The sequence below is a fragment of the Mucilaginibacter gilvus genome (assembly GCF_004054195.1).
In the GTDB taxonomy this organism is placed as follows: domain Bacteria; phylum Bacteroidota; class Bacteroidia; order Sphingobacteriales; family Sphingobacteriaceae; genus Mucilaginibacter; species Mucilaginibacter gilvus.
This window is the reverse complement of record NZ_SBIW01000004.1, coordinates 363,823-378,400: the sequence shown is the minus strand read 5'-3', so window position 1 is coordinate 378,400 and position 14,578 is coordinate 363,823. Positions and strand designations below refer to the sequence as shown.

Annotated in this window: 12 protein-coding genes; 4 read left to right on the top strand and 8 right to left on the bottom strand. The window is 46.3% G+C overall.

All coding sequences use genetic code 11. The features are described from left to right. Window positions 1-104 precede the first annotated feature (104 nt). Window positions 105-1,223, bottom strand: a complete 1,119-nt coding sequence (locus tag EPL05_RS11685) for a DUF4407 domain-containing protein (protein WP_128534141.1) — start codon at window positions 1,221-1,223, stop codon at window positions 105-107. A gap of 122 nt (window positions 1,224-1,345) precedes the next feature. Between EPL05_RS11685 and EPL05_RS11680 the strand changes: the two genes are divergently transcribed. From EPL05_RS11680 to EPL05_RS11670, 3 genes are all read left to right on the top strand, one after another. Further along, window positions 1,346-1,660, top strand: a complete 315-nt coding sequence (locus EPL05_RS11680; protein WP_128534140.1) for a rhodanese-like domain-containing protein — start codon at window positions 1,346-1,348, stop codon at window positions 1,658-1,660. A 1-nt stretch (window position 1,661) separates the two neighbouring features. After that, the gene (locus tag EPL05_RS11675; RefSeq protein WP_128534139.1) at window positions 1,662-1,847 is read left to right on the top strand and encodes a DUF6358 family protein; all 186 of its coding nucleotides are present in this window, start codon (window positions 1,662-1,664) and stop codon (window positions 1,845-1,847) included. 107 nt (window positions 1,848-1,954) lie between these two features. After that, window positions 1,955-2,860 carry a prohibitin family protein gene (locus tag EPL05_RS11670; protein WP_128534138.1) on the top strand — a complete coding sequence of 302 codons (906 nt, stop codon included), beginning with the start codon at window positions 1,955-1,957 and terminating at the stop codon, window positions 2,858-2,860. Window positions 2,861-2,925: 65 nt separating this feature from the next. Here EPL05_RS11670 and EPL05_RS11665 read toward each other — a convergent pair whose 3' ends face one another. From EPL05_RS11665 to EPL05_RS11635, 7 genes are all read right to left on the bottom strand, one after another. Then, a complete protein-coding gene (locus tag EPL05_RS11665; RefSeq protein ID WP_128534137.1) occupies window positions 2,926-3,792 on the bottom strand; it encodes a 3-keto-disaccharide hydrolase in 867 nt (288 codons plus the stop codon). A gap of 131 nt (window positions 3,793-3,923) precedes the next feature. Then, window positions 3,924-4,814: a hypothetical protein gene (locus EPL05_RS11660; RefSeq protein WP_128534136.1), complete on the bottom strand. Its 891-nt coding sequence runs from the start codon at window positions 4,812-4,814 to the stop codon at window positions 3,924-3,926. Between the two features lie 186 nt (window positions 4,815-5,000). Then, window positions 5,001-6,233, bottom strand: coding sequence for a family 16 glycosylhydrolase (locus EPL05_RS11655; protein ID WP_128534135.1), 1,233 nt, complete (start codon window positions 6,231-6,233; stop codon window positions 5,001-5,003). A 406-nt stretch (window positions 6,234-6,639) separates the two neighbouring features. Further along, complete coding sequence (locus EPL05_RS11650) at window positions 6,640-8,508, bottom strand: glycoside hydrolase family 30 beta sandwich domain-containing protein (protein WP_128534134.1); 1,869 nt, start codon at window positions 8,506-8,508, stop codon at window positions 6,640-6,642. A gap of 692 nt (window positions 8,509-9,200) precedes the next feature. Continuing rightward, a complete protein-coding gene (locus EPL05_RS11645; RefSeq protein WP_128534133.1) occupies window positions 9,201-9,719 on the bottom strand; it encodes a DinB family protein in 519 nt (172 codons plus the stop codon). Between the two features lie 592 nt (window positions 9,720-10,311). Beyond that, window positions 10,312-12,216 (bottom strand): 7TM diverse intracellular signaling domain-containing protein, encoded by a 1,905-nt coding sequence (locus EPL05_RS11640; protein ID WP_243837278.1) that lies wholly within the window; start codon window positions 12,214-12,216, stop codon window positions 10,312-10,314. A 113-nt stretch (window positions 12,217-12,329) separates the two neighbouring features. Beyond that, the gene (locus EPL05_RS11635; protein WP_128534131.1) at window positions 12,330-13,562 is read right to left on the bottom strand and encodes a glycoside hydrolase family 5 protein; all 1,233 of its coding nucleotides are present in this window, start codon (window positions 13,560-13,562) and stop codon (window positions 12,330-12,332) included. Between the two features lie 223 nt (window positions 13,563-13,785). On the opposite strand from EPL05_RS11635, the gene modA reads away from it, so the two are divergent. Continuing rightward, window positions 13,786-14,571 (top strand): molybdate ABC transporter substrate-binding protein, encoded by a 786-nt coding sequence (modA, locus tag EPL05_RS11630; protein ID WP_317127888.1) that lies wholly within the window; start codon window positions 13,786-13,788, stop codon window positions 14,569-14,571. Window positions 14,572-14,578: the final 7 nt, after the last annotated feature.

The following is a 14,578-nucleotide window of genomic DNA, read 5'->3' as shown; positions in this document are numbered from 1 at the left end:
TCGGTAAATGTTTTCTATCAATTTTACTACAGGGGGTGGATGGTTAGTAGTGAGTGGAGAATGGTTAATAGCTACAAGCCTCCGTTTACCCTCATTACTACGCATTAATCATAACTATGCCTGCCAAAGTCGTAATCCGACTGTGCTGTTATGATGCGCTTTCGCCGGTCAACATCGGCATCCAGGTTATGGTCATAGGTGCTGTCGGTAACCGCCATATCCCGATCTTTATCTTTATCGGCAAAATGGATGTTTGCTTCCGAAATTTTCGCGATAGCAGTATCGTAAGGGCCCTTGGGCGACATTAGTTTCACAAAAACCGGCAAGCATTCGAACAGGATAAACAAGTACCCGATGAACGAGATAGCGAGATAAGTATCCAGATCGCGCGAGCCATCTACATTGTAGGATAGCTGCCCCAAAGCCCAGTTGCGATCAGCAAAACCGGCCACGTTGGAGAGGCTGTCCAATTGTTTTTCGTTGAACAACCGGGTGCTGTTAACGCCCTCATATTCTTTTCGCTGGCTCAAATAGGTGTCCATCTGCCCCAGGTTGTCGGTTACGGTTTTTAGCCTGCCTTCCTTCTCCTGAAGCACTTGCTGCTTTTGCTTTGCATAGGTGCCATAGCCGGTAATGCCCGATGTTTGGTTGGTTTTATCGCCAAAAACTTCCTGATTTAGCTGATAGCGCGAGCGGTTGATATCGCGCTCTAAGGAATCCTTCTCTTTCTTTAAATCAGTATTTTTACCTATCTCCTGGGCGTACTTCTTCTGGTAGGTTTTCTGCAGCGAATCTATCTTGGTATGCTGCCCTTTAAGGTAGGCCGTTTTTAATTTCTGGCGAATTTCTTTATCAAAGATCTTCAGTTCCAGCGGGCGCGATATTACAACGCCTATCATTATAGCCAATAAAATACGGGGCGATGCCTGTAATATTTGCTGATTAATACTGCCCTCTTTATTAATGCTTGATACGATATACCTATCCATATTAAATATAGCCGTGCCCCACAAAAGCCCGAAAAGTATAGCGAAACCAACGGCGAACGCATCGCCGCTAAAAACAAAATACATGGCATAACCGCCTGATAAAGAAGCGAATAAAGCAGTAAAAAATATGGTAGCGCCAATGCCTACGTACTTGTTATGCTCTATCGGGTATTTCTTTAAAGTATCTATATGTGCTCCGGAACAGAACCAAAAAAATCGGTTAACTTTCTTCATTTAAGCTGTTTATGTAATATTTTACACTTATCTATGAAACGCACCAAGGTGCCTATTGTTACAAAATGGGACCAATTATTTGATACAGAAAAAACATACCTTTGGCTAATAATTATATTACGATGAAAGAAATAAGCGTACAGGAACTAAAAGAGAAATTAGATAGCGGCGAAGATTTTCAGTTGATAGATGTCCGCGAGGATTTTGAATACGAAACTTCTAACCTGGGTGGCAAGCATATCCCTCTGGGCGGGATCCTGATAGAGGCAGACCAGGTAGCTAAAGATAAGCCGGTTGTTATTATGTGCCGAAGCGGTAAACGCAGTTCGGTAGCTTTACACCAGTTAGAGGCACAAGGTTATACCAACCTGTATAACTTACAAGGCGGCATTTTAGCCTGGCAGGCAGAAATAGACCCTACAATAAGCGTGTACTAATATGGGCAAGAAAATAGCGCTCAACGTAGTCTACAACCTGGGCATTTTTGTGGCCCTGCTGATAGGGTACTGGGGAATAGAACATGCGCAATACGCCTATTTACTGGGTGCGGTGTTTATCGCCGCTGTATTTGTCTCCCTGAAAATAAAGTTGATAAAGGAAGTAAAGAATACTACCAAGCAATAATATTCAAACTCCATCACTTAAAATAAATGCCCGATTAGTAACAAAGTCGGGCATTTTAATTCTAATACCAAAACGATCTCAAAACTTATATTAATCCTTAAACTATCATGTTTTTAGCAATTGTTGGTATTGTTATACTTTTTGTAGGTGTAATGTTAAAACGCTCGCCCGAGCCTGCTGGCCGCTTTGGCGGAATTGTTAGCGTTGTGGGTGTTATAATAGCAGTTCTTGGCCTGGTGCTATCATCCGTTAAGGTTATCGACTCGGGGAAAGTAGGTGTACAGGTTTTGTTTGGAAAAGTGCAGCCAGATGTTTTGGAAAGCGGATTGCATATAGTAAACCCACTTGTTGATATTACCCCGTTTGACGTGCGTACACAAAACTACACCATGAGCGGGCAGCATACCGAAGGTGATGTAGAAGGGGATGACGCCATAAGGGTTTTATCGTCCGACGGATTGGAAGTTACGGCAGACCTCACCGTTCTATTTAAAGTAAACCCTGATAAAGCGCCCTATATTTTGCAAAACATTGGGCTGGATTATGTTAAGAATATTGTACGTACAGTATCCCGCACTGCCATCCGCGATAATGCCGTAAACTATGCTGCCGTTGATCTGTACTCGGTAAAACGACAGGAATTTCAAAATAAGATAAACCAGACCATTAGCGTCAGTTTCGCTAAACGCGGGCTGGAATTACAACAGATCCTCATCCGCAATATCTCGTTACCGCCATCTGTTAAGGCAAGCATCGAATCGAAGATAAACGCGGAGCAGGAGGCCCAGAAAATGACCTTTGTACTGCAGAAAGAACGCCAGGAAGCCGATCGTAAACGCGTTGAAGCACAGGGTATTGCCGATTATCAAAAGATCCTTTCTACCGGCTTATCTGATAAGCAATTACAATACGAAAGCATTAAAGCCCAAAAGGAAATTGCCCTATCGCCAAATGCAAAGGTTATTATAATTGGAAATAACAAGGGGACACCGATATTGCTGAGTGATAAGTAATTAAATTAACACCAATTTCACCAATTGGGACGAATTTCAATAATTACCGTGGTTACGCCCCAATCTTATTCAAAGTACTTAGCATACTCCGCCGGGATGCTCTTTATCGGTTTGATCATAATATCTTTATAGTAAACTTCCGCTGCCTCGCTTTGCAACTGAAGTTTGCCGTGGGTAAGCGGTTTCATGGTATCGCCATCTTTATAGCGAGAGTTTTTTAAAGCCATAACCACCTGTCCGTTAACTATATGCAGGCTTTTGTCACCATAGGTGATCAGTTCCATTTCGTTCCATTGGCCTATGGGTTTATCCATTTTTTTGCCCGCCCCGCAGAAGCCGCCGTTACCGGTCGCGCCGCCGAGCGGGGTCCATTTCCCTGCGGTGTTGAATTTATAGCTACTGTCTTTCAGCGCTTTAGCATCGGCTTGTGAACTGGATTGCGACCAATAATCGCCCGAACTGTTTTCCACCACCTGGAACTCCTGGCTCAGCATCCAGGTGCGGAAATATTCTACCCCACACTTGCCTTGCGAATGATAGAGTAAACCACTGTCTTTCAACTCATCCAGCCTTGGTACCCATTTCTTTTGGCCCCATTTAAACTTTAGCTTGAGGTGGTAATTGGCAAAATCCTCTTTGGTGAAAATGCACCCGTAGATCTCGCCGGTAATTTTTAATACCGGCTGGCCGTTCTCCATCACTACCGAGAATACGTTGTTCTTATTTACATTATAGCCTATCGGCTTAATTACCACGCCATTATCATCTACCGGCGGTTTGCCTTTATAGCCAACTTTATGGTAAAAGCTTTGGTAGGTTTCCCATTTGGAGAGGTTTTTATCAAGCAGGGAGGTCCACTCTGATGGTAGTTGAAATGATGTGCCGGTGAGCAGCAAAACCAGGCAGCAAAGGCAGGTAAATATTTTTTTCATAATGAGAATTAGCGTCCCCTAATTTGCTGAATGTTTTTGGATATTGGTTAAAATAATACCAAAAAGCGTAAAAAGCAGTGTCGAAAATCTCCGTGTTTTTCCCATTTTAATCAATAAAAAGGGATATTTTATCAATAATTGAGCATTAATCCAACCGATAATTTGTACCCCTTTCTATCCACCCCATTGAGCTGCGTTTTTTCGGATCCACCGGAAGATAAAAACAGTTCGTCGATACCTTCGCCGGTTTGCCAGGTGAAATAGCCACCGCCCAAATTTACCACGAGGTTTTTGGTGATGCCATAAGCCAGCGATGCATCTGCCGATACGCCGTAACCCTTGGCGGTATGCCGGTAGCTCACCGGGTGCTGAAAGGTTGGGATCAGGTTCCAGTCGGCTTTGGAATTGTAGTCGGACTGATGGTAGGCAATTGTGGCGGTGGCGGTAAACTTTTTCGCGACCTTTGCCGCTGCTATCGCTTTTACGAACGGCCCTTTCCAATTGGTTTCGTAGGTGCTGTTAAGATCGGCGTACTGGCCGGACCTATCCAGTAAATACAGCGACTGTTTGCTTGTCCCATATCCTGCGTAGGGAGTAAGCGAGAATTTTTCCTTGTCAATTAATTTGTAGCCCAGGCCAAAGGCGATGTCGCGGGTAAAACCTTTATCGGCATCAAATAATTGGTTGTAAGCGGGGTTGGTGCGGTTATCGCCGCTATAGTCGTTATCCCTCACCGTGCCCGACTTTATCGACACCCGCTGATAATTGCCCATCAGCAGCAGCTTATTCCAAAAGTTCCATTGCAGCGATGCCGCTACCGATTGCCCGCCAATCTTTATCCATCGCAGCTCCGAATAGATATTTGGATTTTGCCCGTCGAGGTTGCCGGCAATCGACCATTTCAGGTCTTCCCGCTGGTAACCCGTACTCAGGCTTAGCTGCAGTTTTTTTTGCAAAGATTGCGCCTGCAGCAAAGCAGTGCTTAATAAAACACAAAAGCCGGTAACAAAAAGTCTTCTCATGCGGGTAAAATAAACAGCCTGCCTCCCGGTTAAGAAGGCAGGCTGTAATGTAGTAAATTTTTCTAATGCGGGGTGGCTGCGACTAATTGTGTGTATAATGCTATCGACGAGTTTACTCACCCCGGGTTCGCTTCGCTGCCCGACCCTCTCTGCCTACGGTAAAGAGGTTGAGCTGCAATTTATATTCTACTGGTTCACACCAAATGCTTCCCAGCCCTGGGCTGTTGCCCGTGTACAGGTCATGGCTTGGGTGCCGTTCTCGCTGGAGATAAATTTACCATTGTTGCCGCGGAAGGTAACCTTACCATCGCTGGTAGGTACCCAATCAAATTTCTCCCAATCGCCAATGGTGGTGCGGCTACAGGTGATGGCCTGGGTACCGTTCTCGCTGCTTACATATTTATTCATGCTACGCAAAGCAACTTTGCCGCCGCCTGCGTCTACCACGGTAAATTGCTCCCAGGTAGATGCTACCGCGCTGGTACAGGTCATGGCCTGTGTGCCGTTTTGGCCGTTTACATATTGGTTGTTAAAGCCTTTCAGCGTAACCGTTTGCCCAATAGGCGCGGTAGAGCCTGTTCCCCCACTGATGCTGTAAACTCTTACATAATCTACATACATATTGGCCGGCAACGCACCATTATTAATGGTGTTGCCCGGCAGATCGCCGCCTACCGCCAAATTCAGGATGATGTAAAATGGCAACTGAAATTCCTCGGTACCATTAACGTTGTTTTGGATATTGCCGGTATTGAACAAGGTGCCATCTACATACCATTTAATGCTGTTTGCATCCCACTCTACCGCGTAAACGTGGTAGTCTGTAGCGGTGGCTGTAATGCTGTTGCCATAGTAAACGTGGCCGTTGTTGTTCCAGTGCATGGTGCCCAAAATGGTGTTGTTGGTATTCACCTGCTCCATAATGTCAATTTCGCCGCATTGCGGCCAACCTACCGAACCGATGTTTTGGCCCAGCATCCAAAATGCCGGCCAGCTGCCCTGAAAAGCCGGGAGCTTAATGCGCGCCTCTATACGCCCGTATTTCACGCTGAATTTGCCCGAAGTATTCAACTTGGCCGATGTATACGGCTGCCCGCCTACACTCTGGTTTTTAGCGGTGATCACTAAATTACCACCGGTTACAGCCGCATTGGCCGCCTGGTAGTATTCCTTCTCGTTATTTACATTGGGGTTGCCGTTGTCTATGTTCCATTTACTGCCATCCACGCCGGTACCGTTAAACTCGTCCTGCCAAACCAGCGTTAGGGCACGGGGTGTAGTGGTAGTAGCGGTAGAAGTGGAGGCGACACTCTTATCATCCGCCGGAGATTTTACATCTTTTTTACAGGAGATCACAGTAAGGCTGATAGCCAGTACCAGCCCGGCTCCTTTCAATAAGTTTAATAATTGCTTTTTCATAGTGTTGGTGTTTATTGGTTAGTGTTATTGGATTTTGTTGGTCTCATTCTGCCCTCTCCTTCGAAAAGGGTTTGAGGAGGTAGAATTTTCTTATGGTTACTCACCTCCTGCCCCGCCCTGCTTGCAGAGCGGGATAATATTGGAGATGTTCTTATAAACCAGGTATATTCATTGTTAGCCTGTCCATGGGCTATTTTATTCACCCCTGGTTCGCTTCGCTGCCAGGCCCTCTCTACCTGCGGTAAAGAGGGTGAAGGCAATGGTGGTTAATCATAGCGATGGGTTTGAAACCCATCGCTGTATTGATTTTTCTTAGCACCTCTTTGCGAAGCAGAGAGGTGCTACGCAAGGAGTGCCGTCGGGGTGAGTCCAATCGTCGCGCGGTTCAACCCATCATCATTCCGTTCTACTGGTTCACGCCGAACGCTTCCCAGCCCGATGCTGTTGCGCGGGTACAGGTCATGGCCTGGGTGCCGTTCTCGCTGGAGATAAATTTGCCGTTATTACCCCGTATGGTTACTTTTCCATCGGTGGTTGGCACCCAGTCAAATTTCTCCCAGTCGCCAATAGTGGCGCGGCTACAGGTGATAGCCTGCGTTCCATTCTCTGATGATACGTACTTGTTCATGGCGCGCAATGCAATTTTACCTGCGCCTGCATCAACCACGGTGAATTGCTCCCAGGTAGATGCTACCGCGCTGGTACAAGTCATGGCCTGCGTGCCGTTTTGGCTGTTTACATATTGGTTATTGAAGCCTTTTAGGGTGATGGTTTGGCCTATCGGCGCGCCGGTACTCGTGCCTCCTCCAGGTGTTCCGCTCCATTTAAAGGTTACCACCGCGCCTGCTGCCAGGCTGTAAGTGAAGGATTCTGTTCCCCATTTTACCTTAAAACTTACCGAGCTACCGCCGCTGTTTGATGCGATAAGCACTTTTGTACCATCGCTATTGCGGAAAGCTACGTTTTGGATGCTGCCTGCTATGTTTGATGCAATACGCACCGCGCCCGGCCTTACCGCTTTTGACGCGTGAGCAATAATGTAATAGCCCACGTTGCGGGTAATGGATGTACCGCTTACCGTAATAGCGCCAAGGCAGGTACTGCAACCGCCTGCTGTATGCGGGTTGTTGTTAGGGTCGGCAGCAAGGTTCCACTCCAGTACGTTGCGGCTCCAGTTACGGGTACCGCCAATAATGAGGGTGTTGATGTGCCAGCCCAGGTCGCCGCCAAAGTTGCTTGGCGCGCCCACCCATTGCTCGGTAAAGTAAACGTTTTTGTTAGGGTAGGCGTTGTGTACGGTTGTTAAAGCGCTGATATCACCCGCATACAGGTGGAACGCTGAACCGTCCACATAGCCGCCTGCCTGGCCAACTACCGTTGTAGCGTAGCTGGGTACATCGGCATTATGGTCATAAGCAATAATTTTGGTGGTGATGCCGGCTGCGGCAAATTGCGGGCCCAGGTGGTTGTTTATAAACGTTACCTGCTCGTTGGCCTGCATTACCATACTTGGGTTGTTGTAGGGGTTAAGCGGCTCGTTTTGCGGGGTAACGGCATCTATACGGATGCCCTGCGCGGCCATAGCTTGTATGTATTTTACAAAGTACTTGGCATAAGCGGCATAGTAAGTGGTGTTTAAGCTGCCGCCGGTATAGCCGTTATTGCCGGTTGTGTTCACCTTCATCCAGGTTGGGGCCGTCCAGGGGGTGGCTATTATTTTGATGTTGGGATTAATGGCGAGGATCTTTTTGAGGATAGGCAGAAAATCGGTGTTCTCCTGCGCCAGGCTAAAGTTGTTCATGTTTACATCGCCAGCGGTTTGGTCGTACGTAAAATCTGACGAGCTGAGATCCGACGCGCCAATGCTGATACGCAGGTAGCTAACGCCTATTTGCCCTGTACCGGTGCCAAATAATTCGTTAAGCACGCTGGCCTGGTTGCCGCCCAGCCCGTTTAGCAGGCTTGCACTGCCGCCGGTAAGGGTGTAGCCGAAGCCATCAATCCCCTGGTAGGTAGTGCCTTCGTCAACCGTAATGGTAGTAGCGTTAGTGCCCGCGTCTGCCGCGAAGTTTACGCTGCCCTGCGCCAACAGGCTCGATTGATTTGAAGTGGTAAGCCAGGTGGTAACGGCACTGGTGGCGTTACGCGGCTCGGTTATACTTGTTTTTGTGCCATCGATGCTTTGTGTACGGGCATCTTTTTTACACGCGTTCATCAGCAGGGCAATGGTGATAAACACCGTTGCCAATAGCTTGATCTTGTAAGTGATCTTCATAGTTTTTGTATTTGATTGGTTTTTAATTGGTTTGCTATGTTGGTAATTATAAAGCCGTGAATGCCTGCAAGCCATTAACTTTTATGCAAACTACAAAGCGCAGTAATACGCAAAGGCATTAAGGGCTTTTAGTTGTTTTCCAGGAAACAGGCAGATGCCGGTATAATCGGTTACCACAAATTTAAAGTAATTTTTACGTTACAAACAAGTGTAAATATTTATAAATAACTGATAATTAACTATTTATATATGTTTTGATACGCTTGCTTCACAGGAACGAAACAGCAAAAAGCCGCTTTAAAGGGTTTAAAGCGGCTTTTAAAAAAAATAAAAAATAGTTGTGATACGCTTACCTCACAGTTTAATTTTTAAGCAATATAGCCATGGGAAGTAAGCGGATTAGATTACAGATTAGAGGCCGGAGATTGGAGGGTAGTTAGGGTAAGACAGCAATGTTGAATAATGAATATCGAACGTCGGGGTTAACAGATCTCAACTCATTGCTGTTGATACAGATATTCAAAATAAGGAGCGGCGGAAAGTGCGATTCCTTCCCTGGGGAAGGAGGAGGAAGGGGTTTATAAAGCTATGCATTACTTGCCTGGTGGCTAAACCCCTCCCTGCATTTGCGCACAGTCCCTCGCGCCCCTCCCCAGGGAGGGATTAGAAAATCCATCTCTCCGCCAACTTACCTACCACCTGTCCCAAAACGCTGGTGGCTCAATACCTAAGGCGCGCAGGTAAACGGTGCCCTGGCCACGGTGGTGGATCTCGTTATCAATAAAATAAAGAATAGTGCCAATAACGGTGTTGTCAAACTGCCCGAAAGCTTTCACAGTATCGGTAAAATGATCTGCCGGTATTTGCGACCAAAGCGTATCAAGTTGTTCGGTCACTTCGTCCCAGGCGGCAAGCAGCTCGGCCTTCGACTTAATATCCGCGGTAGGGTTAAAATAGTCCAGCTCGGGTTTGGTGGACCAGTCGCCAGTCACTACGCCATTGATGCCGCCACTGGCAAGGCCTATCATTTCTTTCGCCAAGCCGGCATAGGTGCGCATACCACCTATAGAGAATCCAAAAAGATCGTTCTCGGGAAATGCATCTAAAACTTTACGGCTTAATTTACGATGCCCCTGCCAGTGCTTTAAAAGTTCATCGGCAGTAATTACAGCTACATCGGTGTTGGTGGTTTCAATAAGTTGGTTTTCCATGATCGTTGTTTTTTTGTTTGTTGATACAAAGAAACTATGGGCTAATGACAGCAGTATGTCAGCAGGGTTTGAGAAAAGTGAAGTTAGCGCAAAAGCATTGGCAGGTAGGGGTAAAATGTTCTGTTGCGCCTTGTTATGAATGGCAGTGGATTTATATATGCCTGTGGATGTTACTTTCTTTTGGCAGCAAAAGAAAGTAACCAAAGAAAACTGCCGGCTACGTAACGCCTGTGAAAGTTAGTACTAAAGCAGTTTTAGTGCCACCCGTGCGTTACTGATGCCGGTTTTTAGGTTATTGCTCTGTTCGTCTATCTCTTTTTTTTAAAAATTCAAAGAAAAGAAAGGCGTTTACTTGAACCAACTAACCTTTCAAAGCCCTTCTTTAATCGGCCTTGTCCTGTTCGGCAACCACTGTTAGTGCTAAAGCAAAACCTTTCATAGAACAGGGCGCAGCCGAGAGTTTTTTCTTTGGTTACTTTCTTTTTAGCGGAAAAAAAGAAAGTAACAACCACAGGCTTAAAATAACTTACAGCAAGCTCCTAACGAAGAACTGGAGAGCGATTTGCAGTGCAAGGCAGTAGGCATTTGAACTCTACTCTTCCGAAGTATCTATCACCAGCTTACTCCAGCCTTTGCTGCCGGCGTTCTTGATCTCTTTTTTCATGCTCTCCATCGCTTTTTTTATGCGGCTGCTATATGCCCAGCAGGTGCTTTGGCGAATGGAGAGGATCTCGGAGAGTTTATGGGATGATATTTTGCCCTTGGTGCTGTACATCAAAAATATCATGTAAAAGGCTTTATTGATGGGGATACGCGTGTTCTGCAAAATGGTGTAGGCAATTACCGATTCTTCGTACCCGCATTTAGAGCAGCGGCGGCTGTAGGGCAAATGCCCGTTGCCGTAGTGTGTGTTGCTGCATTTTTTGCAGGCGTAGCCGTGTTCCCATTTCAGGTCCGACAGGAATTTGAAACAGGTTTCGCGGTCGGGGTAAATGCGGCTGAACTCTTCAAAATCTACCTCGGCGCTCATTACCCTGTCATGGGTTACTTTTTCAATATCGTTATGCAGGGTAAGGTTGTCCTTCTCCAGCAGCACATTCATGCGCGAAATTTCCCCGGCTTGCTGTTGCAGCAAATGGTTTACGGCGGTAAGCTCCTCGTTCTGCAGTTCAATAAGCGATGATTTTTCTATCAGTTCGCTGGTACGCTCGGCCACTTGTACTTCCAGGCGTTTGTTCAGCATATCTTTCAGCTCCTCGTTTTGCTGCAATTGTTTGATCATGCGCTGCTGGGCGGTATCCTTTTCCCGTTTCAGCATCCGCACCCTATCGCCTATAGCGAAGGTGATGAACAGCATTTCCATAATAAAACAAAAACTGAGGCTGTAAAAATTGAGCGCGGTTACCGGCAGCCACCATATATTAAGCGCGATGAGCGATTTAATAACAAACCCGGTAAACAAAAAGCTGTAACCGATAACAAAGAACCGAGCCGGCCGATACCCCTTGTACAGCACATAACAGCCCGATATAAAGGCTACCGATAGCGGGATGATCTCGATGATCTTATAGGTAAACCAGGTTTTATCTACCAGCAAACAAAGGGCGAAGAAGATGCTCCTGACGATAATTACGGCTTTAATGAGCTTGTTAAAACCCGGGGCATTCTCTTTTAAATTGAGCAGACTTTGGGCGAACAGCATAGCGAACGTACTGGCAAGGAACAAGACAATGCCGTATGCATAATGGTTCCATTGCGGGGCGGTTTGCCACAGGTACTGGTAGGCGATGCCATCGGTACACATTTCGTAAAGGCCGATGCTGAGGTTGTAAACGATGTAATACAAATACTGCCGCTGCCGCATAGCCACAAACATCATAAAGTTATACAGCCCGAAAACCAGGATCATCCCGTAAAAGATGCCGAAGTAAAAGTATTCGTCCAGCGCATAGCTGATGAACCAGTTTACCGACCGTAATACGATAATTACGTTGGCCGATTCGTGCGAGCGAAGCTTGAAGTAGTAGTAATTTTCGGCCTTAATATCGTTGCTGATGTTGAGCGTAAAGTTTTTATGCGCGAACATCCTTTGTGTAAAGGGCCGGTTGCTGCCCAGCAGCATAGCGGTATATGCGCCCCCTTTTGCAGGCGAGTAAACGGTTATGCTATCGATGGTTTGATCGAAGAACTCCAGGATCCAGTTATTTTCTGTAGGGATGCGCTGGTCCAGCCGGATGCGGTACCAAAAGGTAGCGCCGGCCTCGCTTATCTGGGGCGTGGGGACTGTATTACTTACAAATTTGCTGCTGTGGTCCTCGCTTACATCTGTTATGGTGAGCGCATTGGTGGTGTCGCGCAGGGATTCCAGCTCGGCAAACCTAAATACGTGCTGTTTGGCGGTATCTGCAACGGGCACTATGGTTTGCGCACCGGCTGGCAGGGCCATGCCTGCCAGCACAATAAAAAGGCACACAAACTGATAGTAACGTTTACACATAAGCATCCAATAAATAAGGCCCGCCGGGTTTGGCGCAGCAGCAACAGTTTATAATTCTCTTTGCAATGTAAGCGATTTATAAATTCAAACCTATTAAAGTAATACTATGCCGTTTATTTAGCAGGCACTTTAAGGCCCAGCGCTTCCATATACCCCTTTTGCGGGATGCTGTTGGCAAACTTGCAGTTCTCTAAAAAGGCATACAGGGCCGCTTTTATTTTTGCCCTGTCGGCAGGGGCGGCCTTGCGGATGTCATCAAAACTGGCGCGTGGTTTTTCGGTGTAATCAATTACTTCCTGGTAGCCATCAGGTATGTTAAAGCTCATAAAACCGCGTGAGCTATCCAGCTTTTTATAAGGCCAGTAATGCCAACCAATATTGTTTTGCTCGCATACGATACGGAAATCATGCACCCATTGGTCGGTGTTCTCGCCTGTTTCGCCAACGTAAATGGGTACGTTGTATTTATCGCGGAAATCGATGTATTCCTGTACCACCTGTTTAGTGGCGTCCGTCCAATATTTATGAAAAGTGTAAACCGCCTTACTGTCGAACGGTTTACCGAAGATCTTAAAGTTGCTATCCCACTGCGCCCCGCCAATAAACACAATGTGGTTTTTATCTACCGAGCGTACGGCAGCCGTAATTTCCTTGTAGGTTGGCTCCAGGTGCGGGTTTATTTCATCTACCTTAAAATAATGGGCAATGGGCTCGTTCAGCAGATCGTACCCTAAAATGATGCTTTCGTTTTTATAATGGGCGGCAATGCGTTTCCAGATGTCGGCGGTTTGCTTACGATTTGCTACGCTGGTGAACAGGAACGGGTAACCGTCGCCATCGTCGATATTGTCGCCCGTTTGGCCGCCGGGCGCGCAGTGCATATCCAGCATTACATATAAATTCTCCTGCCTGCACCAGCGGATCACCCTATCCAGCAGTTCGAAACCACGGTTAGGGTTATTCATTCCCATATAGCTTTCGGTGGTAAACAATTTATAATTAAACGGAATGCGAATAGAATTTGCGCCCGATGCTTTGATGAATTTGATATCTGCCTGGGTTATATACGTATCCTGGAACTTCTTCCAGAACAGCCTGGTTTCTTCGGGACCAATCAGCTCGGTAAAGGCCTGGTTAATGAGCCTTTGTGAGTTAACGGCTTTAAACTTAAACATATATCCCTCGGGCACCAGCCAGTTACCCAGATTGGTGCCCTTAATGAGGAAAGGCTTACCATCTACGCCAATAACTTCTTTGCCATTTGTTGAGATGAATTTAGGCGCTTGCGCGCGAAGGGTGCAAGCGCCGGTAACAAGCGCTACAAACAGGATAATTACTTTTTTCATGTTGTGAGATATGAGAGAGAAAAGAGATAGTTGAGATATTGACGGATTATTTATAGTGCATAATTATTCATAGGCAGATTAAGTATTCACAGGTGGAAGGTGTTTATATTGGTGTACAAGCAACACAAATGTAATGCATTTATATCAAGATATTTAACAGTTTATATTTGCGTTGGCTAATGTATATACGTAATTTGTTTGCCGGGGTTTGTTTATTACCGTTATGAAAATGAGGAGCTATATTAATATTCGGAGGGGTTGTAAAAAATTGCTGTTTGCTGCTTTGTGGCTAATAGTTATAAGCCCTCTCTCTCTAAAGGCACAAAACATAAAGGTTGCCATAGCGGCTAACCTGCAACCCGTAATGAAGGCACTGCTGAAGGATTTTAAGGCAAAAACGGGGATCAGCGTTGACGCTATCTCCGGCCCATCGGGCGGACTAACCACACAGATAAAGAACGGCGCGCCTTTTGATGTTTTCCTTTCTGCCGATGTTAACTTCCCCGATGAGCTTTTTAAAAGTGGCTTCGCGACTAACAAACCGGTGGTTTATGCATCGGGAACCCTCATCATTTGCAGTACCGAAAAATTGGATCTTAGCAACTGGCCAAAGCTTTTACCGGGCGGGTCCGTGCAAAAAATCGCTATTGGCAACCCGGCTATAGCCCCTTATGGCAAAGCCGCGCAGGAAGCGCTAACAAAGGCCGGCATTTATGAGCGGATGCAGCCCAAAATTGTACTGGGCGAGAGCATTACCCAGGTGAACACATACATTACCACCGGGGTGGTGCAGGCGGGGTTCACTACCTTATCTTTAGTGAAAGACGCGGCTAACAAAACCCAACTGTATTATAAGATCATCGACCCGAAAACTTACAGCCCTATTGAGCAGGGCATGGTGCTTATAAAACAGCCCAAACCAAAAGCCGATGCCGAAAAGTTTTACAAATATATTCTGAGCCCGGCGGCAAAAAAAATATTTACCCGTTATGGCTACCACTTAAACTAAGCAGCAA